Source organism: Herbaspirillum sp. GW821-FHT09A12 (genome assembly GCF_059418325.1).
In genome coordinates, this window is record NZ_JBWKPR010000016.1 from 39,922 (window position 1) to 66,001 (window position 26,080).

21 protein-coding genes, 1 tRNA gene and 1 pseudogene are annotated in these 26,080 nt (G+C 62.4%); 9 read left to right on the plus strand and 14 right to left on the minus strand.

Going from position 1 to position 26,080, the window contains the following annotated elements; genetic code table 11:
• Window positions 1-24: 24 nt before the first annotated feature.
• From AC07N6_RS22460 to AC07N6_RS22470, 3 genes and pseudogenes are all read left to right on the plus strand, one after another.
• Window positions 25-1,488, plus strand: coding sequence for a glutamate synthase subunit beta (locus tag AC07N6_RS22460; protein ID WP_494783420.1), 1,464 nt, complete (start codon window positions 25-27; stop codon window positions 1,486-1,488).
• Window positions 1,489-1,528: 40 nt separating this feature from the next.
• Window positions 1,529-1,645, plus strand: a pseudogene (locus AC07N6_RS22465) (glutamate synthase); the annotation flags it as partial.
• Between the two features lie 193 nt (window positions 1,646-1,838).
• A complete protein-coding gene (locus tag AC07N6_RS22470; RefSeq protein WP_494783421.1) occupies window positions 1,839-3,641 on the plus strand; it encodes a M61 family metallopeptidase in 1,803 nt (600 codons plus the stop codon).
• Between the two features lie 87 nt (window positions 3,642-3,728).
• Here AC07N6_RS22470 and dinD read toward each other — a convergent pair whose 3' ends face one another.
• The 7 genes from dinD to AC07N6_RS22505 all read right to left on the minus strand — a co-directional run bounded on the left by dinD (window position 3,729) and on the right by AC07N6_RS22505 (window position 10,274).
• Window positions 3,729-4,580, minus strand: a complete 852-nt coding sequence (gene dinD, locus AC07N6_RS22475; protein ID WP_494783422.1) for a DNA damage-inducible protein D — start codon at window positions 4,578-4,580, stop codon at window positions 3,729-3,731.
• Between the two features lie 368 nt (window positions 4,581-4,948).
• Window positions 4,949-5,557: a 50S ribosomal protein L25/general stress protein Ctc gene (locus tag AC07N6_RS22480; protein ID WP_494783423.1), complete on the minus strand. Its 609-nt coding sequence runs from the start codon at window positions 5,555-5,557 to the stop codon at window positions 4,949-4,951.
• Between the two features lie 129 nt (window positions 5,558-5,686).
• Window positions 5,687-6,637, minus strand: a complete 951-nt coding sequence (locus AC07N6_RS22485; RefSeq protein ID WP_494783424.1) for a ribose-phosphate pyrophosphokinase — start codon at window positions 6,635-6,637, stop codon at window positions 5,687-5,689.
• 137 nt (window positions 6,638-6,774) lie between these two features.
• Window positions 6,775-6,851, minus strand: a tRNA-Gln gene (locus tag AC07N6_RS22490).
• A gap of 79 nt (window positions 6,852-6,930) precedes the next feature.
• Window positions 6,931-7,800 (minus strand): 4-(cytidine 5'-diphospho)-2-C-methyl-D-erythritol kinase, encoded by an 870-nt coding sequence (ispE, locus tag AC07N6_RS22495; RefSeq protein ID WP_494783425.1) that lies wholly within the window; start codon window positions 7,798-7,800, stop codon window positions 6,931-6,933.
• A 15-nt stretch (window positions 7,801-7,815) separates the two neighbouring features.
• Complete coding sequence (gene lolB / locus AC07N6_RS22500) at window positions 7,816-8,469, minus strand: lipoprotein insertase outer membrane protein LolB (RefSeq protein ID WP_494783426.1); 654 nt, start codon at window positions 8,467-8,469, stop codon at window positions 7,816-7,818.
• Window positions 8,466-10,274: a tetratricopeptide repeat protein gene (locus tag AC07N6_RS22505; RefSeq protein WP_494783427.1), complete on the minus strand. Its 1,809-nt coding sequence runs from the start codon at window positions 10,272-10,274 to the stop codon at window positions 8,466-8,468. Before AC07N6_RS22505 ends, lolB begins: the two co-directional genes overlap by 4 nt.
• A 182-nt stretch (window positions 10,275-10,456) precedes the next feature.
• Between AC07N6_RS22505 and mutM the strand changes: the two genes are divergently transcribed.
• Together mutM and mutY are read left to right on the plus strand one after the other, a co-directional pair.
• Window positions 10,457-11,278 carry a bifunctional DNA-formamidopyrimidine glycosylase/DNA-(apurinic or apyrimidinic site) lyase gene (mutM, locus tag AC07N6_RS22510; protein ID WP_494783428.1) on the plus strand — a complete coding sequence of 274 codons (822 nt, stop codon included), beginning with the start codon at window positions 10,457-10,459 and terminating at the stop codon, window positions 11,276-11,278.
• Complete coding sequence (gene mutY / locus AC07N6_RS22515) at window positions 11,275-12,411, plus strand: A/G-specific adenine glycosylase (protein WP_494783429.1); 1,137 nt, start codon at window positions 11,275-11,277, stop codon at window positions 12,409-12,411. The genes mutM and mutY overlap by 4 nt, the downstream gene beginning before the upstream one ends.
• A 16-nt stretch (window positions 12,412-12,427) precedes the next feature.
• Here mutY and rapZ read toward each other — a convergent pair whose 3' ends face one another.
• The 6 genes from rapZ to ilvA all read right to left on the minus strand — a co-directional run bounded on the left by rapZ (window position 12,428) and on the right by ilvA (window position 18,691).
• Window positions 12,428-13,291, minus strand: a complete 864-nt coding sequence (rapZ, locus tag AC07N6_RS22520) for an RNase adapter RapZ (protein WP_494783430.1) — start codon at window positions 13,289-13,291, stop codon at window positions 12,428-12,430.
• Between the two features lie 67 nt (window positions 13,292-13,358).
• Entirely contained in the window at window positions 13,359-14,297 is a 939-nt protein-coding gene (hprK, locus tag AC07N6_RS22525; protein WP_050466610.1) for an HPr(Ser) kinase/phosphatase, read from the minus strand.
• A 206-nt stretch (window positions 14,298-14,503) separates the two neighbouring features.
• The gene (locus AC07N6_RS22530; protein ID WP_141914258.1) at window positions 14,504-14,977 is read right to left on the minus strand and encodes a PTS sugar transporter subunit IIA; all 474 of its coding nucleotides are present in this window, start codon (window positions 14,975-14,977) and stop codon (window positions 14,504-14,506) included.
• 268 nt (window positions 14,978-15,245) lie between these two features.
• Window positions 15,246-15,767, minus strand: a complete 522-nt coding sequence (locus tag AC07N6_RS22535) for a hypothetical protein (protein WP_494783455.1) — start codon at window positions 15,765-15,767, stop codon at window positions 15,246-15,248.
• Between the two features lie 458 nt (window positions 15,768-16,225).
• Entirely contained in the window at window positions 16,226-17,092 is an 867-nt protein-coding gene (queF, locus tag AC07N6_RS22540; protein WP_494783431.1) for an NADPH-dependent 7-cyano-7-deazaguanine reductase QueF, read from the minus strand.
• 72 nt (window positions 17,093-17,164) lie between these two features.
• Entirely contained in the window at window positions 17,165-18,691 is a 1,527-nt protein-coding gene (gene ilvA / locus AC07N6_RS22545; RefSeq protein ID WP_494783432.1) for a threonine ammonia-lyase, biosynthetic, read from the minus strand.
• A 359-nt stretch (window positions 18,692-19,050) separates the two neighbouring features.
• Here ilvA and AC07N6_RS22550 point away from each other — a divergent pair, with 359 nt between their 5' ends.
• Complete coding sequence (locus AC07N6_RS22550) at window positions 19,051-19,542, plus strand: YqaA family protein (protein ID WP_494783433.1); 492 nt, start codon at window positions 19,051-19,053, stop codon at window positions 19,540-19,542.
• A gap of 34 nt (window positions 19,543-19,576) precedes the next feature.
• Here the strand turns inward: AC07N6_RS22550 and AC07N6_RS22555 are convergent, their stop codons facing one another.
• Window positions 19,577-20,575 (minus strand): ZIP family metal transporter, encoded by a 999-nt coding sequence (locus tag AC07N6_RS22555; RefSeq protein WP_494783434.1) that lies wholly within the window; start codon window positions 20,573-20,575, stop codon window positions 19,577-19,579.
• Between the two features lie 527 nt (window positions 20,576-21,102).
• On the opposite strand from AC07N6_RS22555, the gene AC07N6_RS22560 reads away from it, so the two are divergent.
• The 3 genes from AC07N6_RS22560 (at window position 21,103) to AC07N6_RS22570 (ending at window position 26,071) form a co-directional block, all read left to right on the plus strand.
• Window positions 21,103-25,116, plus strand: coding sequence for a DUF3683 domain-containing protein (locus tag AC07N6_RS22560; protein ID WP_494783456.1), 4,014 nt, complete (start codon window positions 21,103-21,105; stop codon window positions 25,114-25,116).
• 3 nt (window positions 25,117-25,119) lie between these two features.
• The gene (locus AC07N6_RS22565; RefSeq protein ID WP_494783435.1) at window positions 25,120-25,560 is read left to right on the plus strand and encodes an HIT family protein; all 441 of its coding nucleotides are present in this window, start codon (window positions 25,120-25,122) and stop codon (window positions 25,558-25,560) included.
• A gap of 85 nt (window positions 25,561-25,645) precedes the next feature.
• On the plus strand, window positions 25,646-26,071 hold the full coding sequence (locus AC07N6_RS22570; RefSeq protein WP_494783436.1) for a gamma-butyrobetaine hydroxylase family protein: 426 nt from the start codon (window positions 25,646-25,648) through the stop codon (window positions 26,069-26,071).
• Window positions 26,072-26,080 lie beyond the last annotated feature (9 nt).

Below are 26,080 nucleotides of genomic sequence, written 5' to 3' on the forward strand. Positions count from 1 at the left end.
CTTAGCGAGAAATGTGAGAGGAAAATGGGAAAAGCAACCGGTTTCATGGAGTACCAGCGCCTGAAAGAGGCGAGCGAAGCGCCGTCGGCACGCACCAGGCATTACAAGGAGTTCGTCCTGCACCTGACCGAGGGCGACGCCAAGATCCAGGGCGCGCGCTGCATGGACTGCGGCATTCCGTTCTGCAATAACGGCTGCCCGGTCAACAACATCATTCCGGACTGGAACGACCTGGTCTACCGCGGCAACTACAAGGAAGCGCTGGACACGCTGCACTCGACCAACAATTTCCCCGAGTTCACCGGCCGCATCTGCCCGGCGCCGTGCGAAGCCGCCTGCACGCTGGGCATCAACAACGACGCCGTGGGCATCAAGTCGATCGAGCACTTCATCATCGACAAGGGTTGGGAAAACGGCTGGGTGGTGCCGCAACCGGCCGCCATCAAGACCGGCAAGAAAGTCGCCGTCGTCGGCGGCGGCCCCGCCGGCATGGCGGCGGCGCAACAGCTGGCGCGCGCCGGCCATGACGTGACCGTGTTCGAGAAGAGCGACCGCATCGGCGGCCTGCTGCGTTACGGCATCCCCGACTTCAAGATGGAAAAGTCGCACATCGACCTGCGCGTCGAGCAGATGAAGGCCGAAGGCGTGACTTTCCGCACCGGCGTGTTCGTCGGCAAGGATTTCCCGGAGACCGTTAATAACTGGGCCAAGGAAACCGTGTCGCCGGACGAGCTGAAGAAGGAGTTCGATGCCATCGTCATCGCCGGCGGCGCCGAACAGCCGCGCGACCTGCCGGTTCCCGGCCGCGAACTCAAGGGCGTGCACTTCGCGATGGATTTCCTGCCGCTGCAAAACAAGGTCAATGCCGGCGACAAGCTGAAAAACCAGATCATGGCCACCGGCAAGCACGTGGTGGTGATCGGCGGCGGCGATACCGGTTCGGACTGCGTGGGCACCTCCAACCGCCACGGCGCCGAATCGGTGGCCCAGTTCGAACTGATGCCGCAACCGCCGGAAACCGAGAACAAGCCGATGGTGTGGCCGTACTGGCCGACCAAGCTGCGCACCTCTTCCTCGCACGAAGAAGGCTGCAACCGCGACTGGGCGGTGGCCACCAAGCGCCTGGAAGGCAAGAACGGCAAGGTGGAGAAGCTGATCGCCGCCCGCGTCGAATGGAAGGACGGCAAGATGCAGGAAGTGCCTGATTCGGAATTCGAAATGAAGGCCGACCTGGTGCTGTTGGCGATGGGCTTCGTCTCGCCGGTGCAGCAGGTGCTGGATGCCTTCGGCGTCGAGAAGGACGCACGCGGCAATGCCAAGGCCGCCACCGATGGCGAAGGCTGCTACAAGACATCGGCCGACAAGGTGTTTGCCGCCGGCGACATGCGCCGCGGCCAGTCGCTGGTCGTTTGGGCGATCCGTGAAGGCCGTCAATGCGCCCGTGCCGTCGACGAGTTCTTGATGGGTGCTTCCCTGTTGCCACGTTAATGGATCGCCCGGCGATGGCTTGCAAGCCATCGCAGCGCTCGCCGGGCGAAACAGACGCAGGTCTGTTTCGCTTTATCCGGCTCCCGTCCGTGAAGGCCGTCAATGCGCCCGCGCGGTCGACGAGTACCTGATGGGCGCGTCGCTGCTGCCGCGCTGATGTCGGCCCGATAACAAGTTTGCTTCATTTGACCCTGGACCCGGACAGACGCAAGTCTGTCCGGTTTTTTTTCGTCCGCGCGGGGAAATCCACGGCGGCGCCACGCAGTCCCGTAGAGCCGGGCGCTCAAGTAAAATAATCCCATTCACCGCACAGGCACATGCGCAATGACGCGCAGGCTTACAGGACCCACATGGCTACCCCTATCCGCTACACCATCACCTCCAACGATCCGGCATCCCACGTCTATGACGTCACCGTCACGGTCGATCAGCCTGCCGCCGAGGGCCAGGTCTTTTCGCTGCCGGCATGGATCCCGGGCAGCTACATGGTGCGCGAGTTCGCCAGGAACATCGTGCGGCTGCGCGCCGAGTCCGGCGGCAGGAAGGTCGCCGTCAGGAAGCTCGACAAGCACACCTGGCAAGCCGCCGCCTGCACATCGGCATTGACGCTGAGCTACCAGGTCTATGCCTGGGACTTGTCGGTGCGCACCGCGCACCTGGACCAGACCCACGGCTTCTTCAACGGCACCAGCGTGTTCCTGGCCGCGCGGGGTTTCGAGCAGGGCCGGCATGTGGTCGACATCCGCCGCCCGGAAGGCGATGCCTTCAAGCGCTGGCGCGTCGCCACCGCGATGCCGGAACTGAAAGCCAGGCGCTATGGCTTCGGCACCTATGTGGCAGAGGACTATGATGAACTGATCGATCATCCGGTCGAATTTGGCGACTTCGCGCTGGCCAGTTTCAAGGCGCACGGCGTGCCGCATGATGTGGTGATGACAGGTCAGGTGCCCAATCTCGACATGGCCCGCCTGTGCGACGACCTCAAGAAGATCTGCGAGGCGCAGATCGCTTTTTTCGAACCCAAGAGCAAGCGCGCGCCGATGTCGCGCTACGTTTTCATGACGCTGGCGGTGGGCGACGGTTATGGTGGCCTGGAGCACCGCGCATCGACCGCGCTGATCTGCGCGCGCGCCGATTTGCCGGTCAAGGGCAAGCCGGAGCAGACAGACGGCTATCGCACCTATCTCGGCCTGTGCAGCCATGAGTACTTCCATACCTGGAACGTCAAGCGCATCAAGCCGGCGGTGTTCGCGCCGTACGACCTGCGCCAGGAAAATTACACCTCGCTGCTCTGGCTGTTCGAAGGTTTCACCAGCTATTACGACGATCTGTTCCTGGTGCGCACCGGCGTGATCGATACCGATGCCTATCTCAGCATGCTCTCCAAGACCGTCACCGGCGTGCTGCGCGGCAGCGGCCGCAAGAAGCAGAGTGTGGCCGAGTCCAGTTTCGACGCCTGGGTGAAGTACTACCGCCAGGACGAGAATGCGCCCAACGCCATCGTCAGTTATTACACCAAGGGCTCGTTGGTGGCGTTGGGCCTGGACCTGACGATACGCAAGCAAACGCGCGGCCGCCGTACCCTGGACGATGTCATGCGCGGTTTGTGGAACCGTTACGGGCGCGATTTTTATGAAGGCGGCGCGCGCGGGCAGGGCGTGCCCGAGGATGGGATCCTGGCGCTGTTGGAAGAGTGGAGTGGCGCCGACCTGGAGCGCTTCTTTGAACGCTGCATCCGGGGCACGGAAGACGTGCCGCTGGCCGAGCTGTTGCCGGGATTTGGCGTCAGCTACGACGATGCGCCGCCGAAGGACGCCAAGCCCTGGCTGGGCGCGCGCATTGCCAAGGACGGCGGCGACGCCAAGCTGGCCAGTGTCTATGAAGGTAGCCCGGCCGCGCATGCGGGCCTGTCGGCCGGCGACAAGCTGGTGGCGCTGGACGGTTTGCGCGTGCCGGCGTCCGGCCCGGACGGTTTGCTGTCGCGCTATCGCATCAACGATACCGTGCGCGTGCATGCCTTCCGCCGCGATGAATTGATGGAGTTTTCCGTGCGCCTGAAAGCCGACGTTGCGCCGCAGGTGAAGCTGGCCGCGCTGGGCAAGCCGGCGGCCGTGGTGCGCCAGCGCGAGTCCTGGCTGAAATTGAAGGGCTGAGATCCGTCAAAGTCTCACGGGAGTTCGGTGCGAGTTCGGAAAGGATGTTTTAAGGCCCTGGTGGTGGCAAATTTTTTGGACAGGCAGTTATTTACTTGTTTTGGTTAGTGGTTTCTTCTGTGTCGATGCGAGCTGCTGAATGCTTTGTTCGGGCGCAGGCAGGTTTTCGGGCATGGTGCCGCCCAGATCGTCGATGGTCTGGCGCACCTTGCGGCCTACTTCCAGATGGGTTTGATTAGCCTGTTTCTTCCCGCGCACCTGGTCGCGCCGTAGTTTTTCTTCTGTTTGGGTTGCGCGAAACAGATTGGCTGCCAGTTCGGTGCTGCCCATGTGGTCGAGAATCTTCTGACTTTTCTTCAAGCCTTTGCTCGCATGAATATCCTTGGCGCCTAGGCCGCCATACAAGCCCTTGTAGCCGTGATCCTGGAAAACGGCATAGTCCAGTGCAGTTTCCACGCCAGCATCTTTGGCGGCTGCTGCAAGATGCTTATTGTGCAGAGCTAATTCGTTGCGAATAGCCAGGCGTTTTTCATCTTCGGAAAGCTGGGAAAACTTTGCATCATCCGCCAATTCCTGCTTGCGGGTTTGGAGCGCGAAATAGGTCTGACCATTGGCGATGACAGGCTTGGATGGATCGCCGTTTTGTACAATGAGATAACAGGCGTAGCGCGACAGGCGCACGTCATCGACTGCACGCAGTGCACCGGAGCCGATCCCGACCATTTTGCTGATGTCGGCAAAATGGTCGGCAACAGGATTTCCAGCCTGTTGGCAGGCTGTCTTTGCCTTGTCTACTACTTGCATGAAATTGCGCCATTGGACATATTCCAACAGAGGCGCCAGTTCGCGGGCCTGCCAATATTCATTGCCCGCATCATCAACATGGCGCATGCCATCGAAGGTGGTGTGGTGCTGTCTTCCGATTTTGTTTCCGGTCATGACGGGGCTCCTTTTTGGGGGGATGCTTGGGCAAGCATAAGGTTGCGGCAGGCGTTCGATTTCGTCTTTTTGCGTTGCAAGCGCGGCGCACAGAGTGTCGGCTTCGGCTAGTTGAGATCTGAGGTGTTGGACGATGCTGCGTTGTTCACCGGCTTAGTCATAGCATGCTTTAGCGCTAAGGAGTTTGCAGGCATAAGTCACGTTAAAGCAAAAAGATTCCAATTTAATAGGTAAATACTGTACCAGCCATGGAGTGCTTGGATTCCATGGTCGAGACGGGCGAGGTTCAGCGAAGTCTGGTGCCGGGCCATATGAAATAAAAAAACCCGCTTCGATCGAAGCGGGTTTTCTTTTGAAGCGGAAGCAGATTACTTGGCTTCTTCAGCGCCGCCAGCAGCAGCCTGGCTTTCAGCTTCGACCTTGCCGGCCGGAACGGCAGCGGTGGCGATGGTCAGGTTTTCCTGGGTCACTGCGGTCACGCCGTTAGGCAGCTTCAGGTCAGCCAGGTGGATCGATTGGCCGACATCCAGCTTGGACAGGTCGACTTCGATGAATTCCGGCAGGTTCTTCGGCAGGCAGGACACGTCCAGTTCCGATTGCACGTGGGAGATGATGCCTGCGTGCAGCTTCACGGCCGGCGAGGTTTCAGCGTTCACGAAGTGCAGGGGCACCTTGGTGTGCAGCTTTTGCGATGCATCGACGCGTTGGAAGTCGACGTGCAGGACCAGTTGCTTGTACGCGTGGACTTGGAAGTCGCGCAGCAGGACTTGTTCGACCTTGCCTTCGATTTCCAGATCCAGGATCGACGAGTGGAAGGTTTCCTTCTTCAGCGCGTGGTACAGCGCGTTGTGGTCCAGAGCGATGTTGACCGGTGCGCTGGTGCCGCCGTAGACGATACCAGGGGTTTGGCCAGCAATACGCAGGCGGCGGCTCGCTCCGGTCCCCTGCAGAGTGCGTGGAAATGCGATAACTTTCATGATAAAGCTCCAATGTTGGCAAAGCGCGTCGTTGAATTGACGACGGATGCCTTGCGTTGAAAATATTCCCCGCGACCAGGGAATATGAAAAACCCCGCCGCATTGCTGCAGCGAGGCGAATCCTGTTTCTTACTCCGCGAACAGCGACATCACCGAGTCGCCCTTCGTGATGCGCTTGAAGGTTTCCGCCAGCAGGTCCGCGCAGGTCAGTTGGCGGATCTTCGGGCAGGCGCGGGCGGCGGGCGACAGCGGAATGGTGTCGGTCACGACCAGCTCGTCCAGCGGCGAATTGCTGATGCGGTCGATGGCCGGACCCGACAGCACCGGGTGCGTACAATAAGCGACCACCTTCTTGGCGCCGCGCTCCTTGAGCACTTCGGCAGCCTTGGTCAGGGTGCCGGCGGTGTCGACCATGTCATCCATGATCACGCAGTTGCGGCCTTCGACTTCGCCGATGATGTTCATCACTTCCGACACGTTGGCCTTCGGGCGGCGCTTGTCGATGATCGCCAGGTCGCAGCCCAGGCGCTTGGCCAGCGCGCGGGCGCGCACCACGCCGCCGACGTCGGGCGAGACCACCAGCAGGTCGTCGTAGCTCTTGGCCACCAGGTCGCCCAGCAGGATCGGCGAAGCGTAGATGTTGTCCACCGGGATGTCGAAGAAGCCCTGGATCTGGTCCGCGTGCAGGTCCATGATCAGGACCCGTTCGACGCCGGCTTCCTGCAGCATGTTGGCGACCACCTTGGCCGAAATCGCGACGCGCGCCGAACGCGGGCGGCGATCCTGGCGGGCATAGCCGAAATAGGGGATGGCGGCGGTAATGCGGCCGGCCGATGCGCGCTTCAAGGCATCGACCATGATCATGATTTCCATCAGGTTGTCATTGGTCGGCGCGCAGGTGGACTGCAGCACGAAAACGTCCTTGCCGCGAACGTTTTCATTGATCTCGACCATGACTTCGCCGTCCGAGAACTTGGAGACGTTGGCCTTGCCCAGCGGGATACCGAGTTTCTCAGCGACGCCTCGCGCCAGTTCCGGATTGGCGTTGCCGGTAAAAACCATCAGGTTATCAAATGCCATGTGGGTATCCCCGAATGCAATCGTAAAAAAGTCGAAAAGCAAAAAGTCGAAAAGCCGACAATGCTTGACTGTTCGGTCTCACATTGACGGCTTATTTTTCTGACTGGACGCTAAGTCAAAGACCGGTCCTGAATTAATGGCAGGGGAACAAGGATTCGAACCTTGGAATGCCGGAATCAAAATCCGGTGCCTTAACCAGCTTGGCGATTCCCCTACACAATCTGCTGTTTTCCGTTCCATCGCGCCTGCCTTCGTGTTACATGCGGCGCCGATGATCGTCAAACCAATTCTTCTCACGACTGCAATAAATGGGCGAGAGGATGTTCCTGCATCGCTTTGGCTTTCCAGCCGTTCCAGCGCGAAGGCAATTGTTTCAGCACTTCGTCTGCCTGCTGTTCGTGGTCGAATGCACAAAACACGCAGGCGCCGGATCCGGTCATTCTGGCTTTTCCGAACTTGCCGAGCCAATCGATGGCTTCTGCAATTTGCGGGAAATGCCGGGTTGCCACCATTTCCAGATCGTTTTTCCCGAAGTTCGAAGCGATTTGATTCGTCGCATCAGGAAAGTCCGTTATTCTGACGACTTTTGTATCCCGTGTCAATTCAGAAGACGAAAAAATTATCGCAGTTGGCACCGAAATACCCGGTTCGATCACCACATACCAGCAGTTGGCGGTTTCCAGCGGCGAAAGCGCCTCGCCAACGCCTTCGGCGAAGGCATTGCGGCCGAACAGGAAAAACGGGACATCGGCGCCCAGTTTCAAGCCGATATCCATCAATTCCTGGCGCTTGAAGCCGGTTTGCCACAGATGGTTCAGGGCCAGCAGGGTCGTGGCGGCGTCGGAAGAGCCGCCGCCCAGCCCGCCGCCCATGGGCAGCCGCTTTTCCACGATAATCGAGGCGCCCAGTTCCGGCCGCCCGGCGGTTTCGCGCAGCAGGTGCGCGGCGCGCACCACCAGGTCGGATTCGGGCGGCACCCCGGCAATGTCATTGCTGCGCACGATCCGGCCGTCTTCGCGCACGGCGAAGTCCAGGCTGTCGCAGCGGTCGATCAACTGGAATGCCGATTGCAGCAGGTGATAGCCGTCGGCGCGCCGGCCGGTGACGTGCAGGAACAGGTTGAGCTTGGCGGGCGCCGGGCAGGCGTTCAGGGTGGCGGTCATGGTCAGACTGGATGCTCAGGGTTTTTTCCAGCTGTCGACTGCGATGCGGATCGATACCTTGCCGGCTTGTTCGGTATCCCGGGTCAGGTCGATGCGTTTGGGGCGGGTTTGGCCGCTGTCCGGATCGCTTTGCCAGTTGGCATAGACCACGCGCCAGCCATCTTTGGTGGAGAAGCCGGCGTAATCCTCGCCCGGCTTGGCCTGGAACGGCTTGCCGGCGCTGTCGGTGCCGTTGCCCTGCAGCCACTGGCGCATGCCCGAGACCGGCAGGGGCCAGCCCAGCGATCGCGCGGCCAGTTCATCCACGTCCGGCGCCACTTGCGGCGGCCGGCCCGATTGCACCAGCGTGGCGATGCCCGGTTTGACGCTGATGGTGGCCACGGTCTGGCCCAGCGGCGAGAGCAGTTCCAGATCGGTTTGTTTTGCCGTTTGCGACCAGATGAAGCTGCCGTGCAGCGACTGCGGGCTGTTGCCTTGTTCGTATTGCACCGAGATGCGGCCGCTGATATCGATGTTCTCCTGATAGGCCGGCGCCAGCGCCGTGGGCGAAGCCGCCTGCTGCGCCGACATCCCGGCGCAGCCGCCCAGCAGGAGTGCGGCCGCAGCCGCGCCCAGCGCGGCCGCGCGGCGCAGACGGCGGCCGGCGGGCATGCCCGGATTTGCCATCATGGCTTGACGTTGAGCCGCGTCAGCGTGCTTTTCAGGATGTCGTTGTCGGGATCCTTGGCCTGCACTTCGCGCCAGACCTGCTTGGCCTCGTCCTGCTTGCCGCGCGTCCACAGCACTTCGCCCAGGTGCACCCCGATTTCCGGATCGGGACGCAGCGAATAGGCCAGGCGCATCTGGGTTTCGGCCTGCTCCAGGCGGCCCAGGCGGAATTGGATCCAGCCCAGGCTATCGGCGATGAAGGGATCCTGCGGCGCCATGTCGGCCGCCTTCTGGATCAGTTCCAGCGCTTCCGGCAGGCGGATGTTGCGGTCGGCCAGCGAATAGCCCAGCGCGTTGTAGGCGTGCTGGTTGCCGGGCGCCAGTTTCATCACCCGGCGCAGCGAGCTTTCCATTTCCTTGTAGTTGCCCAGCTTCTCGCACACCATCGCGTAGTCGTACAGTAGGTCGGTATTGTTGGGGAAGCGTTCCAGGCCGCCCTTGAGCACCTCGGCCGCTTCCTGGGTGCGGTTGGCATCGCGCAGCAGCAGCGATTCGGCCTGGATCAGTTGCAGTTGCTCGGCATCGGTGGCCGATTCGGACTGTGCCGCTTCCAGCGCCTTGCGGGCGCCGTCGATGTCGTTTTTGCGCACCAGCAACTGGGCGCGGCGCACCTGGATGTTGATGTAGCCGTCAGTGCCGGGCTCGGCCTGGTCCAGATAGCGCAATGCGCCGTCGAGGTCGTTGCGCTCTTCGGCGATGCGCGAGAGCAGCAGGATGGCCTGGCTAGGATCGCGATCGTCTTCAGGTTGCGCGGCCAGCACCTGCAGGTAGCGCTTCAGGTAATTTTCCGCATCCGTCAATTGGTCGGTCTGGGCCGACAGCACGCCCAGCGCGAACAGCGTGGTCGGGTCGTCGCCGTCTTCCTTGAGCAGCGCCTCGAACTGCGTGCGGGCGTCCTTGTAGTTCTTCTGCTCCACCAGGCTGCGCGCATAGGCTACGCGCACTTCGCGCGAATTCGGATACTTGCGCAGGAAGTCGGACACCAGCTTGGTGGCCTCGTTGGTATTGGACGCCACTTGCGCCGCGGTCAGGACCGCCAGTTCCGAGTCGGGCTTGATCTTCAGCGCCGCGCGCGCTTCGCGCTGGGCATAGGCGGCGTCGCCCACATTGAAGGCGCCTTGCGCCAGCGCCAGGTGGGTTTCCAGCAGGTCGCCATAGGGTTGCGTCACTTTTTGCAGGATCGCGAAGCTGGCCTGCTTGTCCTTGGCGCGCGCCAGCAGGCGTTGGATTTGCAGGATCATCGGGCCGCGCGCCTGCGGGGCGGCATCGGCCAGGCGCTGGGTCAGCAGCGGCTCGATTTCGTCGACGCTGTCGGAGAGCATGATCAGGCCGAGGTAATTTTGCAGCGCTTCATCGGAATGCGGCGCCAGCTCGGTCCACAGGCGCACCGCCACCAGCGCTTCGCTGGGCTGGCGGGCGGCCACGGCGATCTCGGCTGCGCGCTTGGCCAGGCGCGGGTCGCGCGTCTGCTGGGCCGCGGCCAGGATGGTGACGTAGGCCGATTGCCATTGGCCGCGCTGGAAAGCGATCTCGGCCGTCAAAACCTTATAGAGGATGTCTTCGCTCAGCTCGACCGCCGGCAGCGCGTCTTCCTGCTGCTGGGCACGGGCCTTGGGAGATTTCTTGCGGTTGGCCGCCGCGGATTTCGCGGATGCGGTTTGCTTGTCTTGTGCCGCTTCGGCATTCGCCTTGTCGCCGGACTGCTGGAAGCTTGCGCATGCGGTCAGCAGCAGGGAACTGGTGAGGAGGGCGAGAGTTTTTTTCAAGGTTGCATCCTGAATATGCGGGAAGTTTCGATTTTACGCCCAACAACAAAGGGTTTGCTGTAAGCAGAGTGTAATGCATCCTGGCATGCTCCGTCGCCGGTATGGCAGCGGCGGCGGCCTTGTTTTCGGCATCTGGATTATCATATGCAGCTTCCTATTTGCAGCCTCACCGACGTAGCCAGATGCCAGAATTGCCAGAAGTTGAAGTCACCCGACGCGGGGTCGCCCCTTATTTGGAGGGAAAGACCGTCACCGGCGTCGTTACCCGCCACAGCGGGCTGCGCTGGCCGTTCCCCGCCGGGCTCGATGCGCTGCTGGCCGGGCGCAAGGTGCTGGACACCGGCCGCCGCGGCAAATACCTGCTGATCAACTTTGACCATGGCACATTGATCGTGCATCTGGGAATGTCCGGTCACCTGCGCATTTTGCCGCCTGGTATTACCCCGCAGAAGCACGACCATTTCGACCTGCTGGTCGGCGGCCAGGTGCTGCGTATGACAGATCCGCGGCGGTTTGGTGCGATCCTTTGGCACGACAAGGCGGATGGCGCCGTTGAAGAGCACATGCTGCTGCGCGGCCTGGGCCTGGAGCCGCTGGAAGACAAATTCTCGGCGCGCGAACTGTGGCGCCAGACGCGCAAGCGTTCGGCGCCGGTCAAGCAGGTGCTGCTGGCCGGCGACATCGTGGTCGGCGTGGGCAATATCTACGCCTCCGAAAGCCTGTTCAAGGCGCGCATCAACCCCAAGACGCCGGCCTACAAGATCAGCCTGGCGCGTTACGAGCGCCTGGTCGAGGCCATCCGCGAGACGCTGGCGGCGGCCATCGAGCAAGGCGGCAGCACGCTGCGCGACTTCATTGCCGTCAACGGCCAGTCCGGCTACTTCCAGCAAAGCTATTTCGTCTACAACCGCACCGGCCAGGAATGCCGCGTGTGCGCCACGCCGATCCGCCAGATCAAGCAGGGCCAGCGTTCCACCTTTTACTGCGTGAGCTGCCAGAAATGAAGGGACTTGTCGACAAGCCGCGGCGCCGTGCCGCGCCGCTCGATGGCGAACATTATGAAGATCCGTCGTTCTCGGCGGCGGTGATCGGTTGGCAACAGCAGCATGGGCGCCACGCGCTGCCCTGGCAGAACACGCGCGACGCCTATCGCGTGTGGCTGTCGGAGATCATGCTGCAGCAGACCCAGGTGGCCGCGGTCATCCCGTATTACCAGCGCTTTCTGGCGCGCTGCCCGGACGTGTTCAGCCTGGCCGCCGCCCCCTCCGAAGACGTGATGGCGCTGTGGAGCGGCCTGGGTTATTACACCCGTGCGCGCAACCTGCACAAATGCGCACAGCGCGTGGTCAATGAATATGGCGGACGCTTCCCCGACGATCCCGACTTGCTGGCCGATCTGCCAGGCATCGGCCGTTCCACCGCCGCGGCCATCGCGGCATTTTCTTACGGCCGGCGTGCCGCCATCCTGGACGGCAACGTCAAGCGGGTGTTTGCGCGCGTGTTCGGCATCGACGGCTACCCCGGCGCCAAGCCGATTGAAGACAAGCTGTGGCTGCGCGCGGTGGCGCTGCTGCCGGACGAAGGGATCGAAGCCTATACGCAAGGCCTGATGGACCTCGGCGCCACGCTATGCGTGCGTGGCACGCCTTCATGCAAGAAGTGCCCGCTGGCCGGCCGCTGCGTGGCGCTGGCGCAGGACCGCGTGGGAGAGCTGCCGGTCAGCAAGCCGAAGAAGGCGGTACCGGAAAAGGAAACCGTGATGCTGGTGGTGGCGCACGGCGGCGATGTGCTGCTGGAGCAGCGCCCCGACAGCGGCATCTGGGGCGGGTTGTTGTCGCTGCCGGAAATCGCCGCGGGCAATGCCGGGCAGTTCGAGTCTGCGGTGCAGGCGCTGGTCGCCCCTTATGGCGAACTTGAGGCTTGCCGCAAGCTGCAGCCGTTCTCGCACGTCTTCACGCACTTCAAGCTGCACATCGCGCCTTTCCAGGTTGCGTTGAAAAGTCGTTCGCAGCGCATCGCGCAACATGCGCTGGTCTGGTATCCGGTGGAAAAGCTGGCTGATGCGCCATTGCCGGCGCCGGTGAAGAAGTTGCTGCTGGGGGTATTGCGCAGCGACGATTTGCTGGCCGCGGTGTAGGCTGCGCAGGCTGGATTCAATCCAGCTGGCGATGCCGGCATACGACCTGTTCGGTCGCGCGGAAGTGCCGCGCCAGTTGCTCGGCGATGTAGACCGAGCGGTGCTGGCCGCCGGTGCAGCCGATGGCGATGGTGAGGTAGCTCCGGTTATCGTCCTTGAAGGACGGCAGCCATTTTTCCACGAAGCCGCGGATGTCGCCCAGCATGTCGGCCACTTCCTGATAGCCCGAGAGGAACTCGATGACGGGATCGTCGCGCCCGGTCAGCGGACGCAGCGCGGCGTCGTAGTGCGGATTGGGCAGCATGCGCACGTCGAACACCAGGTCGGCGTCCAGCGGCAGCCCGTGCTTGAAGGCGAAGGATTCGAACAGGATGGTCAGCGGCGAGCGTTCGATATCCACCAGGCTCTTGATCCAGCGGCGCAGCTTGTTCGAACTCAATTGCGAGGTATCGATCACGTGCGCGATTTCCTGCATCTCGCCCAGCATCTCGCGCTCGATGTCGATGCACTCGGTCAGCGTCAGGCGGTCGGCCGGATTGCGGCCGGGCAGCAGCCGGTGCGACAGCGGATGGCTGCGGCGGGTTTCGGAGAAGCGGGTGATCAGCGCCTCGTTGGAGGCGGTCAGGAAGAAGACCTTGACGTCATGGCCGTCGGCCTTGAGCTTGTCGATATCGGTGCGCAGCGTCGCCAGCGAATCGGCGCTGCGCGCGTCGGTGGCGACCGCCAGCACGCTGGCACCTTCCCGGATGCGGGTGTCGACCAGGTCGCACAGCAGCGCCGGAGGCAGGTTGTCGACGCAGAAATAGCCGGCATCCTCGAGCACATGCAGTGCCACCGATTTGCCGGAGCCGGAGATGCCGGTGATCAGAACGATTCGCATGCCGTCAATGATAACGCAAGCCTTATGAACGCCGCGTGACAGGAATGCGGGTTCCCGGCAGGCGGGATTATTCTCCGTTCATCGCGCGCCGCTGGCGCTCGATGAATTCCTTGAGCGTATCGATGCCGCGCAACTGCAGGATGGTGTTGCGCACCGCCGCTTCCAGCAGCACCGCGATGTTGCGGCCGGCGGCCACGGGGATTACCACCTTGCGGATCGGCAAGCCCAGCACTTCCTCATATTGCGCATCCAGCGGCAGGCGCTCGTAGTTTTCTTCCAGCGTGCTGCGGCGGACCAGGTGCACGATCAGCTTCAGGCGCATCTTGCGGCGCACCGCGGTCTCGCCGAAGATGGCCTTGATGTCCAAGAGGCCCAGGCCGCGCACTTCCAGCAGGTTCTGCAGCAGCGGCGGACAGCGGCCCTCGATCATGTTGGGCGCGATGCGCGCGAACTCCACCGCGTCGTCGGCCACCAGGCCGTGGCTGCGCGAAATCAGTTCCAGGCCCAGTTCGCTCTTGCCCAGGCCGGATTCGCCGGTGATCAGCACGCCCACGCCCAGCACATCCATGAACACGCCATGCATGGTGATCTGCTGCGCCAGTTTCTTGGACAGGTACACGCGCAGATAGTCGATCACCTGTGCCGCCGGCAATGGCGTGGAAAACAGCGGGATGTTCTTTTCATCGCACACCGCCAGGATGTCGGGCGGCGTCGACAGGCCCTGCGCGATGATGAACGCGGGCGGCTCGCCGGCCACCAGCTCGGCGGTCTGGTAGGCGCGCGAGGTGTTGGACAGGCGCTGGTAGTACTCGATTTCCTGGTGGCCGAATACCTGGATGCGGCCGGGGTGGATCAGATTCAGGTGGCCCACCTGGTCGGCGGCCGAGACGGCGTCGCCGGAGATCAGCCGCTCGCCGCCGGGAAAGCCGGCGAACCAGCCCAATTGCAGGGATTCACGATTTTCTTCGTAGAGCTGCTGTATCGACAACGCGGAATAAGTGGGCATGTAGATCCGATTCTGCTGGCAAATGTGGGCGAGGAAAACGTGAATGCCGTGTCCGTGTCATGAGGCGGGCCGGATGCGGCAACTGATACAGGGTACCGAATTTGGCGGGATACGCAAACCGGAGGCGGCCCGTTGCGCCGCGTTTCCCCCCGCTGCCCGGGGAGCGATAGGCGCGGCAAGGGACGACAGGGGGGAGTGGCAGGCGTTCAGCCCGCTTTTTCCAGCGAAGGCTGCCAGGTCACGATGCGCGAATGCACCGCAGCGCTGTCGGGTTCGGCGGTCAGTTCGTTGCGGAAGGCGTCGTCGGAAAACATCTCGGCGATTTCGGAGAGGATTTCCAGGTGTTGTTGCGTGACATGATCCGGGATCAGCAGGAAGACCAGCAGCTTGACCGGTTGCCCGTCAGGGGATTCGAACGGGATCGGATCGGCCAGCCGCATGAACAAGGCCAGCGGGGCCTTGAGCCCCTTGATGCGCCCGTGCGGGACGGCGACGCCATGGCCAAGCCCGGTCGAACCGAGGCGCTCCCGGGCAAACAGGTTTTCGGAAACGGTAGAGCGGGCGATGCCGCAGTTGTTTTCGAATGTCAGGCCGGCTTGTTCGAAAGCTCTTTTTTTGCTGGAGACTTCCAGGTCCAGAACGACATTTTCCGGAGGCAGGATTTTTGCAAGATTAGTCATGACGCTCAAGGAATTGCTACAGAGGTAGTACTTTGAGCAGGATTATAGGCTTGTTTGCGCGCCTCGCAACGCCCTGAAAGCGTGAAACAAGAGGGGAATTTGACCCGACTGATTGGATTTGACGGGGCATCGGAGATGCTCCGCGGAAAACTGGCGGAAGTTGTTGAAAATCAAGTCTTTTCCGCTCTAGTCCCGATGCCCGTCGGGCGGGGCGATACCGCCGCAGCGGCCACCTTTACGCTTCGCCTGCGTTGGGCCACGCGCGTATTTACATTTCGATGCGGCCGAAAATCAGCAATACATCGCCGTTGTTCTTGTTGCTGCTCAGGCGCGGTACGTAGGCGAACATCACCTTGGCTTTCTTGGTGCCGATGGACGCCAGCGGCAGCGGCACCGGGAAGGGGACGCCGCCGAAATAATCCTGGCGGCTCATGAGCATGGCGGTGCCGCCCAGGCCGACTTCCAGTCCGGTATGCGCCACCGGGAACACCCATTCATAGGCATAGCCGGCCATGTATTGCGGATGGCGATGGGAATCCTTGATCACGAAACCGTACAGCGATTCGTCGTCGCCTTTCTCGTTGCGCAAGGTCTTGCCATAGCCCAGGCCCCAGGCATGCTCGTTGAGTTCGTCGAGCTTGTCCTTGGTGTAAGTGCCGCGCCCGTGGTGCGCCACGCCGGACAGGTAGATGGCGCCATCGCCCTTGTCCCAGATGTTGGACATGTGGTCTTTGGTGCTTTGCCACAAACTGTACTTGTTGTCGTCATCGGCATGTGCGGCAAGGGGCATGCCCAAGGCGCAGGCGGCGGTCACGGCGGCGAGCAGGCCTGCCTTGTTGCGGTTGCCGGAATGGGAAAAAGAGGCGCGCAGGCGCGAGATGTTTTTTGTCATATTGTTTGTCCGATGCGCCAGGCATTCGCAGGCAGAAGCTGGGAATCCGGCGGCATGTTGCTGATTGCTGATGGATATTGATTAACGCTTTGTGTCGGCAGGAGCTGCCAAGACGCGGCGAATGCCCTGAAGACAGGCATTTTCGGGAAAAAATTCCCGAAGAGCCCTGTTTTTTCGTGAGCGATTTGTTACGAAAGTGCCGGTTGCGGCACGCGTCCGTCGCGTCCGATGCCTGGCGGCAGGCATGTCCGAGGCGGGCATTGCCGATAGTTTACCGTTTGGCGGCAGCAAGAATCTGTAACAATTTGCTGACGGATCTTCTTGGCGCGACGGGGCGTATCGCCAGCTTGTGTTTTTTACTGGCGCGCGTTGCGCAATTGCGAAGGAGCGTGGCCGCTGGAAAAGTTGCTGCGCCATGGATTGATGTCCAGCCCCCCGCGCCGCGTATAGCGCGCGTAGACCGCCAGCTTTTGCGGTTTGCACTGGCGCATGATGTCGACGAAGATGCGCTCCACGCACTGCTCATGGAATTCGTTGTGCTCGCGAAAGCCGATGATGTATTTCAGCAGCATTTCCTGGTCGATCGGCGCGCCCACGTAGTGGATCTGTACGCTGCCCCAATCGGGCTGGCCGGTCACCGGGCAATTCGATTTGAGCAGGTGCGAAACGAAGGTTTCTTCCACCGTGGCTTCTTCCTGGTTGGCGTGCAGGATGCTGCCGTCGGGATGGGCGGAGGCTTCGATTTCCACGTCCAGCCGGTCCAGCGGCAAGCCGCCCAGTTCGCCCAATTGCAACTGGCCGAATTGCGCAGGCTCGGTCAATGCCGCCTGCACCGCAGCGCCGGCGGCGGCGGACAGGTCGGTGCGCAACTTTTCCAGCAATTGCGCCGAACTTTCCAGCCGTTCCTGGTTGAACGAATTCAAATACAGCTTGAACGATTTCGACTCGATGATGTTGGGCGAATCGGCCGGCACGGTGAAAGTGGCGATGGCGATCTGCGGTTTGCCGCGCAGGTTCAGCCACGAGATTTCGTAGGCGGTCCAGAGGTCCACGCCGAAAAAGGGCAGGGTGCCGGCGATCTGCAGTTCGGCGCGTTTGGGCGCGCGCGGAATGGGAAACAGCAGTCCCGGATCGTAGGCGCCCGGATAGGCCGAGCTCTTGCCCAGCGGCGAGGTCTCCGGCGAGTGGCCGGCGGCGGATGGGGATGGGGTAGGCTTGTCCATGGTATTTCTCCTGCGGTGTTGCGTGCTGCATGCTGCGTTGCTGTTGCGACGCCCCATGCGGGGCGCCGTGGCTTAGCCGAGGAACAGCTTGTACAGCGGGTTCTTGGTTTCGTCCCAGTGGCGGTAGCCGAGCTGGGCCAGGAAGGTGCGGAATTCCTTCATGTCCTTCTTCGGCACCTGCACGCCGACCAGGATGCGGCCGACGTCGCCGCCCTGGTTGCGGTAATGGAACAGGCTGATGTTCCAGTTGGGGTTCATGCTGGAAAGGAATTTCATCAGCGCGCCCGGGCGCTCCGGGAATTCGAAGCGGTACAGAAGCTCGTTGCCGGCCAGTTCGCTTTTCCCACCGACCAGGTGGCGGATGTGCACCTTGGCCAGTTCATCGTGCGTCAGGTCCAGCACGCCGAAACCGGCCTTCTCGAAATTGCGCGCGATCTTGCCGGACTCGTCGGCGTTGCCGATCTGGATGCCGACGAATACATGCGCCGCCTTCGCATCGCTGATGCGGTAGTTGAATTCGGTCACGTTGCGCGGGCCGACGGTTTCGCAGAAGCGGCGGAAGCTGCCGCGCTCTTCGGGAATGGTGACGGCGAACACGGCTTCGCGCGCCTCGCCGACGTCGGCCATTTCAGCCACGAAGCGCAGGCGGTCGAAGTTCATGTTGGCGCCGCAGGCGATGGTCACCAGCGACTGGCCCTTGATCGGATGCTTGCTGTTCTTGGCGCGTTCCACATAGGCCTTGGCGCCGGCCACGGCCAGCGCGCCGGCGGGCTCGACGATGCTGCGCGTGTCCTGGAAGATGTCCTTGATGGCGGTGCACACGGCGTCGGTGTCGACGATGATGATGTCGTCGACATACTTCCTGGCCAGGCGGAAGGTTTCCTCGCCCACCAGCTTGACGGCGGTGCCGTCCGAGAACAGGCCGACGTCGGGCAGGGTGATGCGGCGCCCGGCTTTCAGGCTGCGCGCCATGGCGTCGGAGTCGGCGGTCTGCACGCCGATGATCTTGATGTCGGGCCGCACCGCCTTGACGTAAGCCGCCACGCCCGAGATCAGGCCGCCGCCGCCGATGGCGACGAAGATGGCGTGGATCGGGTCGGAATGCTGGCGCAGGATTTCCATGCCGACGGTGCCCTGGCCGGCGATCACGTAAGGGTCGTCGAACGGGTGGACGAAGGTCAGCTTGTGCTTTTTCTCCAGCGTCAATGCGTGGTTGTAGGCATCGGTGAAGGAGTCGCCGAACAGCACCACTTCGCCGCCGCGCGCCTTGACGGCTTCGATCTTCACCTGCGGCGTGGTGGTCGGCATCACGATCACGGCGCGGCAGCCCAGCTTGGCCGCCGACAGCGCCACGCCTTGCGCGTGGTTGCCGGCCGAGGCGCAGATCACGCCGCGCTTGAGTTGCGCCGGCGTCAGGTGCGCCATCTTGTTATAGGCGCCGCGCAGCTTGAAGCTGAACACGCTCTGCATGTCTTCGCGCTTGAAGTAAATTCGATTATCAATCCGTTGCGACAGCGTGTTGGCCAGCTCCAGTGGCGTTTCTTGGGCGACGTCGTAGACCCGTGCGGTCAGGATTTTTTGCAGATAATCGTTACTCATTTTGGTCATGAAGAATGGCGTTTCAGCGCAGTCATATAGTGAGAATGTAAGGAGGAAAACGGCTCGGTAAGCCGGTGTCGGATTCCGCCCGTATCCGGCAGGCGATAGCCGTCCGGGCGCGAGGGAACTGGTCATTATAATGGAGCCGCGCCGTGCGCCGGCATTGTTGGCCGATAGCGGGCATGCCGCAGGCATATGGCATGTATCGGTGCAATCGCCCGCGCGGCATGCGCGGCCACATCTTGATATCCGGCGTCGCGGCATCAACTAGAATGCTGGTTTTTCCCATCTTGCCGCTGTGTTCCTGGCGGCAAGTTTTCGCCTGCCTCCGGTAGCCTTCCCATTACCTGTTCCCGCGCATGATCGAATCCGCCGTCCTCTGGCTATTGAATGCCCTTGCCGTGCCCACCGTTGGGTTGACCTCGGTTTTTCTCATCAGCTTCATTTCCGCGACCTTGCTGCCGCTTGGCTCCGAGCCTGCGGTATTTGCCGTGATCAAGATGAATCCCGAGATGTTCTGGCCGGTGATCCTGGTGGCCACGGCCGGCAATACGCTGGGTGGGATGGTGGATTACTGGATGGGATACGGCGCCAAGCAGGCGTTCTCGAAGGAGCGTTCGACGCGCTGGTTCCACTGGCTGGAGCGCTTCGGGCCCAAGACCATGCTGCTGGCCTGGCTGCCCGGCATCGGCGACCCCATCTGTACGCTGGCCGGCTGGCTGCGCCTGCCGTTCTGGCCGTCGGTGGCCTACATGGCGATCGGCAAGTTCCTGCGCTACATTGCGATGACCTGGCTGCTGCTCAATGTGCCGGACGGCTTCTGGCGCAGCGTGGCGGATTGGCTGGCCTGAGCGCCTGTTCAGGGCGGCCGGCGCCAGACGGCGTTCAACCCAGCATCACATCCAGCAGCATCATCGTCACGAAGCCGGCCAGGAGTCCCAGCGTAGCCTGGGATTCATGGCCCTGGCGGTGCGACTCGGGAATCACCTCGTGGCTGATCACGAACAGCATGGCGCCGCCCGCGCCAGCCAGCGCCCAGGGCAGGGCGGTGGCCGAGACTCCGGTCGCCATCGCGCCGAGTACCCCGCCGATCGGTTCCACCAGGCCCGAGAGTATGCCGGCCGCGGCCGCCTTCATCGGCGAATAACCCAAGGTGCGCAAGGCCAGCGCCACCACCAGTCCTTCCGGAATGTCCTGGATGCCGATGCCGGTCGCCAGCGCCACGGCCTTGCCCATGTCTTCGCCGCCGAAGCCCACGCCGATGGCCAGCCCTTCCGGGAAGTTGTGGATGGTGACCGCCATCACGAACAGCCAGATGCGCGTGGTGCGCGCCGGGTTGCTCTGGTCGCTGGCCATGGCCAGGAAATGCTGGTGCGGGATCACATGGTTCAGCGCCAGCACGAACAGGCCGCCCAGCATGATGCCGGTGGCCGCCAGCAGCACCGAGGCGTTCTTGGCGTAACCGATGGCTTGCGCCGCGTCCATGGCCGGGATGATCAGTGAAAAAACACTCGCCGCCAGCATCACGCCGCCGCCATAGCCGAGCATCACATCTTGCGCCTTGACCGAAATGCGGCGCGTGAACAGCACGCCCAGCGCGCCCAGTGCCGTCAGGCCGGCAGCGGCGCTGGAGCCCAGCAGCGCATTCCATACATGCGGGTTGGCCGTGAAGTAGGCGTGCAGGCCCTCATAGGACTTGATCGCCAGGAACACCAGCGCCACCAGCAGCATGGCGATCTGGCGCGGCTTGAGGTTGAGCGTCAGGCTGTCGCCGAGATCCGGCTTGGCGCCGGATGGCGGGGCTTGCACGCAATCGTTGGGAGCGGGGGATGACGCCGCGGCGTCGTCGGAAGCACTGGTCTGGAGAGGAAAATTTTTGTTCAACGGCGCCGGTATCATGGCAGTCTCCCTGGCTGGCGGGGTTTGCTGGACGTCCCTGCAGTCCATCCATGCGGACAGGCGGCAAGCGAAATAAGCGGGACGTTCCTTCGGGCTATGCCTTGCATTGGGCATAGTCGGCCAAGGTGATGGCTAGATTTTCCAAGAATTCGGTCATCAGGTTCTGCAACATAACATCCTCCGTGTTTTTTAGGGACAACATCCACAATGCATGGAGGGATTATAGATTTTAAGAATCAATAATAATAAATTGATTGTTTTTATAAATTGAATTGCTTGTCGCTATCGGCCGGGAGTCCGATCCGGCCTGGCGCCGTTTTCGCTTGCCATCGGCGTCCCCATCCAAGGATTTTGCTGCGTTGCAAAAATTGCTTGCAGGCCAATTTCGGCCGGCGCCTTATTGCTAAAGAATAATCATTTGCATTGCAGCCGCAAAACCGGCCCCATCCCGTCGCGACTTTTGGCAATAGGCTAGAATGCACATCCGGCAGCAGATTTATTTTTTTACATTGATGAACGCCCCCGCCCACATCCAAGCCTTGCTCACAGACGCGCCCCATGGCGCCACGCCCACGCGCTTGCGCGAAATCCCGTACAACTACACCTCGTTCTCCGATCGCGAGATCGTGATCCGGTTGTTGGGCGAAGAGTCTTGGTCCCTGCTGGACGAGCTGCGCGCCAAGCGCCAGACCGGCCGTTCGGCGCGCATGCTGTACGAGGTGCTGGGCGACATCTGGGTCGTGCGCCGCAATCCCTATCTGCAGGATGACCTGCTGGATAATCCCAAGCGTCGCGCCGCGCTGATCGATGCGTTGAACCATCGCCTGCACGAAGTCGACAAGCGTCGCATCGATGTCGGCCAGGCCGATGCCGGCGATGCGACTGCCGCCTCCGATGCCGCGCGCCGCAGCGCCAGCGTGGAAGCGCTGATCAAGGCGGCCAAGAAGGCCGTTGCCGATTTCGCCGAAGAATTCCGCCACACCTACGACCTGCGCCGCCGCGCCACCAAGGTGCTGGGCCGCTACACGGCAAAAGACAACATCAAGTTCGACGGCTTGTCGCGCGTGTCGCACGTGACCGACGCCACCGACTGGCGCGTCGAGTATCCGTTCGTGGTGCTGACCCCGGACAGCGAAGACGAAATGGCCGGACTGGTCAAGGCCTGTATCGAACTCGGCCTGACCATCATCCCGCGCGGCGGCGGCACCGGTTACACCGGCGGCGCCATTCCGCTGACGCCGATGTCGGCCGTCATCAACACCGAAAAGCTGGAACAACTGGGCGCGGTCGAGATGGAAGTGCTGCCCGGCCTGGACAAGCCCTACGCCACCATCTACTCGGGCGCCGGCGTGGTGACCAAGCGCGTCTCGGACGCCGCCGAGAAGGCCGGCTTCGTGTTCGCGGTCGACCCGACCTCGGCCGAGGCCTCGTGCATCGGCGGCAACGTCGCCATGAACGCCGGCGGCAAGAAGGCCGTGCTGTGGGGCACCGCGCTGGACAACCTGGCCAGCTGGCGCATGGTCGATCCGCAAGGCGACTGGCTGGAAGTCACGCGCCTGGACCACAACCTGGGCAAGATCCATGACGTCGAAGTGGCGCGCTTCAAGCTGGAGTGGTCGCACCCCGGCGAGAAGGGCCAGAAGACCGAAGTCTTCAAGACCGAGATCCTGGAAATCGCCGGCCGCAAATTCCGCAAGGAAGGCCTGGGCAAGGACGTGACCGACAAGTTCCTGTCGGGCCTGCCGGGCGTGCAGAAGGAAGGTTGCGATGGCCTGATCACCTCGGCGCGCTGGATCCTGCACAAGATGCCCAAGCAGACCCGCACCGTCTGCCTGGAGTTCTTCGGCCAGGCGCGCGATGCGATTCCCTCGATCGTCGAGATCAAGGACTTCCTCGACGCCGAAACCAAAAAGGGCGGCGCCATCCTGGCCGGCCTGGAACACCTGGACGAGCGCTACCTGCGCGCGGTCGGCTATGCCACCAAGTCCAAGCGCGGCGTGCTGCCGAAGATGGTGTTGATCGGCGACATCGTCGGCGATGACGAGAACGCCGTGGCCGCGGCCGCCTCGGAAGTGATCCGCATGGCCAACAACCGCGTCGGCGAAGGCTTTGTCGCGGTCAGCCCGGAAACCCGCAAGAAATTCTGGCTGGATCGTTCGCGCACCGCCGCCATCGCCAAGCACACCAACGCCTTCAAGATCAACGAAGACGTGGTGATCCCGCTCAACCGCATGGGCGAATACACCGACGGCATCGAGCGCATCAACATCGAGCTGTCGATCAAGAACAAGCTGCAGCTGCTGGCCGAACTGGACAGCTTCTTCGTCAAGGGCAACCTGCCGCTGGGCAAGAGCGACGACGCCGAAGGCGAAGACATCCCCGCTTCCGAAATGCTGGAAGACCGCGTGCACCAGGCCGAAGCGCTGCTGGAGCAGACCCATGCGCGCTGGTCCTACCTGCTGGCCAACCTCGACAAGCCGCTGCGCGTGGCCAAGGGCGAGTTGGCCGCGCTGGGCCTGGACAAGATGATGCCGGTGTTCGACCAGCGCCTGCTGGAGCAGCCTGAAGCCAACGTCTTCCACGTGGTGCAGGACCGCACCGTGCGCGTCTCCTGGAAGCAGGAAGTGCGCGCCCAACTGCGCCAGGTCTTCAGCGGCGGCGCCTTCAAGCTGATCCTGGAAGAATGCCAGGCGATCCACAAGCGCGTGTTGCGCGGCCGCGTGTTCGTCGCGTTGCACATGCACGCCGGCGACGGCAACGTGCACACCAACCTGCCGGTCAACTCCGACCACTACGAAATGCTGCAAGACGCGCACGTCGCCGTGGCGCGCATCATGGAGCTGGCGCGTTCGCTGGACGGCGTGATCTCGGGTGAACATGGCATCGGCATCACCAAGCTGGAGTTCCTGACCGAGGACGAGATCGGCGAATTCCGCGAATACAAGAAGCGCGTCGATCCGGAAGGCCGTTTCAACAAGGGCAAGCTGCTCAACCTGCCGGGTTTCGAAGCCGACCTGTCGAACGCCTACACGCCTTCGTTCGGCCTGATGGGCCACGAATCGCTGATCATGCAGCAAAGCGACATCGGCGCCATCGCCAACAGCGTCAAGGACTGCCTGCGCTGCGGCAAGTGCAAGCCGGTCTGCTCGACCCACGTGCCGCGCGCCAACCTGCTGTACTCGCCGCGCAACAAGATCCTGGCGACCTCGCTGTTGGTCGAGGCCTTCCTGTATGAAGAGCAGACCCGCCGCGGCGTCTCGATCAAGCATTGGGAAGAGTTCGAGGACGTGGCCGACCACTGCACGGTGTGCCACAAGTGCGTCACGCCTTGCCCGGTCGACATCGACTTCGGTGACGTCTCGATGAACATGCGCAACCTGCTGCGCAAGATGGGCAAGAAGTCCTTCAACGCCGGCACCAGCGCGGCGATGTTCTTCCTCAATGCGACCGACCCGGCCACCATCAACGCCACCCGCAAGGTGATGACCGATTGGGGCTTCAAGGCGCAGCGCCTGGGCAACGACATCCTGAAGAAGTTCGCCAAGAAGCAGACCGCCAAGCCCGCGGCCACGGTCGGCAAGCCGTCGGTCAAGGAGCAGGTGATCCACTTCATCAACAAGAAGATGCCGGGCAACCTGCCCAAGAAGACCGCGCGCGCGTTGCTCGATATCGAGGACGACAAGATCGTGCCGATCATCCGCAATCCCAAGACCACCACGGCCGAGACCGAGGCGGTGTTTTACTTCCCGGGTTGCGGTTCGGAGCGGCTGTTCTCGCAGGTCGGTCTGGCCACGCAGGCGATGTTGTGGAATGTCGGCGTGCAGACGGTGCTGCCGCCAGGTTATCTGTGTTGCGGTTATCCGCAACGCGGCAGCGGCGACTTCGACAAGGCCGAGAAGATCATCACCGACAACCGCGTGCTGTTCCATCGCATGGCCAACACGCTGAACTACCTCGACATCAAGACCGTCGTGGTGTCCTGCGGCACTTGCTACGACCAGTTGCAGGGGTATGAATTCGAGAAGATCTTCCCCGGCTGCCGCATCATCGACATCCACGAATACCTGCTGGAGAAGGGCGTCAAGCTGGAAGGCGTGACCGGCACCCGCTACATGTACCACGATCCCTGCCACACCCCGATGAAGCTGCAGGACCCGCTGAAGACGGTCAACTCGCTCATCACCACGGTGGATGCGCAGAAGATCGAGAAGAACGACCGCTGCTGCGGCGAGTCGGGCACCTTCGGCGTATCGCGTCCGGACGTGTCGACCCAGGTGCGCTTCCGCAAGGAAGAGGAAATGCGCAAGGGCGCCGACAAGGTGCGCGCCGACGGTTTCACCGGCGACGTCAAGATCCTGACCTCGTGCCCGTCGTGCTTCCAGGGCCTGTCGCGCTACAACGAAGACTCGGGCACCACCGCCGACTACATCGTGGTGGAGATGGCCAGGCATTTGCTGGGCGAGAACTGGATGCCGGAATACGTCGAGCGCGCCAACAACGGCGGCATTGAGCGCGTGCTGGTGTAAGCGATGAGCCAATGCGAACTGTGCGCCGGCGACGGCGGAGAGCTGGTCTGGCGCCATCCGGATTTCCGGGTGGTGCTGGTCGATGAAGCCGGTTATCCCGGTTTTTGCCGCGTGATCTGGAACGGTCACGTCAAGGAAATGACCGACCTCGCGCCGGCCGATCGCACCCGGTTGGCCGATGCGGTCTGGGCGGTGGAAGCGGCGCTGCGCGAAGTCATGCAGCCGGAGAAGGTCAACCTGGCCACGCTGGGAAACATGACGCCGCATGTCCATTGGCACGTGATTCCGCGCTATTCGGACGACCAGCATTTCCCCAGCCCGGTGTGGGCAACCGCGCGCCGCGAGGTCGACCAGCCCTCGCTGGAGGCGCGCCGCGCCAAATTGCCGCAATTGCGCGAGGCCATCCGCAAGCAACTGTCGGCGGCCGGCCTGGGCGCCGCCTGAACCGGTACGCTACTGATGGCGCCATACTGCCGCCGGTCGCTTTTCGCAGCACCAGCCTTCTTCAAAGTTCAAAGCGAGTATCTGCATGCGCTCCAATTCCTCCCCGGTTCCCGTGTCGTTCAAGGTGCGCAAGGTTTCGCGCGTGGTGGAAATCGAATTCGACGACGGCGCCACGTTTTCGCTGCCCTTCGAACTGATGCGCGTGTATTCGCCCTCGGCCGAGGTGCGCGGCCACGGCCTCGGACAGGAGGTGCTGCAGACCGGCAAGCGCAACGTCGGCATCGACGGCATCGAGCCGGTCGGCAACTACGGCGTCAAGCCGCTGTTTTCGGATGGCCACGTCAGCGGTATTTACACCTGGGATTATCTCTATCAGCTCGGCCGCGACCAGGGCACGATGTGGGCGGCCTACCTGCAGAAGCTGGAAGATGCGGGTTTCACGCGTGAAAGCGGGCGCGACCATGAAGCCGGCAGCGATGCCGGCGGGCATGCCTGCGGCCACCACCACTGAGCGATAGCG

Bases quoted from the DNA above. Each gene is read 5' to 3' on its own strand.
- AC07N6_RS22460 (WP_494783420.1), top strand. From the start codon at position 25: ATGGGAAAAGCAACCGGTTTCATGGAGTACCAGCGCCTGAAAGAGGCG.
- AC07N6_RS22470 (WP_494783421.1), top strand. From the start codon at position 1,839: ATGGCTACCCCTATCCGCTACACCATCACCTCCAACGATCCGGCATCC.
- dinD (WP_494783422.1), bottom strand. From the start codon at position 4,580: ATGACCGGAAACAAAATCGGAAGACAGCACCACACCACCTTCGATGGC.
- AC07N6_RS22480 (WP_494783423.1), bottom strand. From the start codon at position 5,557: ATGAAAGTTATCGCATTTCCACGCACTCTGCAGGGGACCGGAGCGAGC.
- AC07N6_RS22485 (WP_494783424.1), bottom strand. From the start codon at position 6,637: ATGGCATTTGATAACCTGATGGTTTTTACCGGCAACGCCAATCCGGAA.
- ispE (WP_494783425.1), bottom strand. From the start codon at position 7,800: ATGACCGCCACCCTGAACGCCTGCCCGGCGCCCGCCAAGCTCAACCTG.
- lolB (WP_494783426.1), bottom strand. From the start codon at position 8,469: ATGATGGCAAATCCGGGCATGCCCGCCGGCCGCCGTCTGCGCCGCGCG.
- mutM (WP_494783428.1), top strand. From the start codon at position 10,457: ATGCCAGAATTGCCAGAAGTTGAAGTCACCCGACGCGGGGTCGCCCCT.
- mutY (WP_494783429.1), top strand. From the start codon at position 11,275: ATGAAGGGACTTGTCGACAAGCCGCGGCGCCGTGCCGCGCCGCTCGAT.
- rapZ (WP_494783430.1), bottom strand. From the start codon at position 13,291: ATGCGAATCGTTCTGATCACCGGCATCTCCGGCTCCGGCAAATCGGTG.
- hprK (WP_050466610.1), bottom strand. From the start codon at position 14,297: ATGCCCACTTATTCCGCGTTGTCGATACAGCAGCTCTACGAAGAAAAT.
- AC07N6_RS22530 (WP_141914258.1), bottom strand. From the start codon at position 14,977: ATGACTAATCTTGCAAAAATCCTGCCTCCGGAAAATGTCGTTCTGGAC.
- AC07N6_RS22535 (WP_494783455.1), bottom strand. From the start codon at position 15,767: ATGCCCCTTGCCGCACATGCCGATGACGACAACAAGTACAGTTTGTGG.
- queF (WP_494783431.1), bottom strand. From the start codon at position 17,092: ATGGACAAGCCTACCCCATCCCCATCCGCCGCCGGCCACTCGCCGGAG.
- ilvA (WP_494783432.1), bottom strand. From the start codon at position 18,691: ATGAGTAACGATTATCTGCAAAAAATCCTGACCGCACGGGTCTACGAC.
- AC07N6_RS22550 (WP_494783433.1), top strand. From the start codon at position 19,051: ATGATCGAATCCGCCGTCCTCTGGCTATTGAATGCCCTTGCCGTGCCC.
- AC07N6_RS22560 (WP_494783456.1), top strand. From the start codon at position 21,103: ATGAACGCCCCCGCCCACATCCAAGCCTTGCTCACAGACGCGCCCCAT.
- AC07N6_RS22565 (WP_494783435.1), top strand. From the start codon at position 25,120: ATGAGCCAATGCGAACTGTGCGCCGGCGACGGCGGAGAGCTGGTCTGG.
- AC07N6_RS22570 (WP_494783436.1), top strand. From the start codon at position 25,646: ATGCGCTCCAATTCCTCCCCGGTTCCCGTGTCGTTCAAGGTGCGCAAG.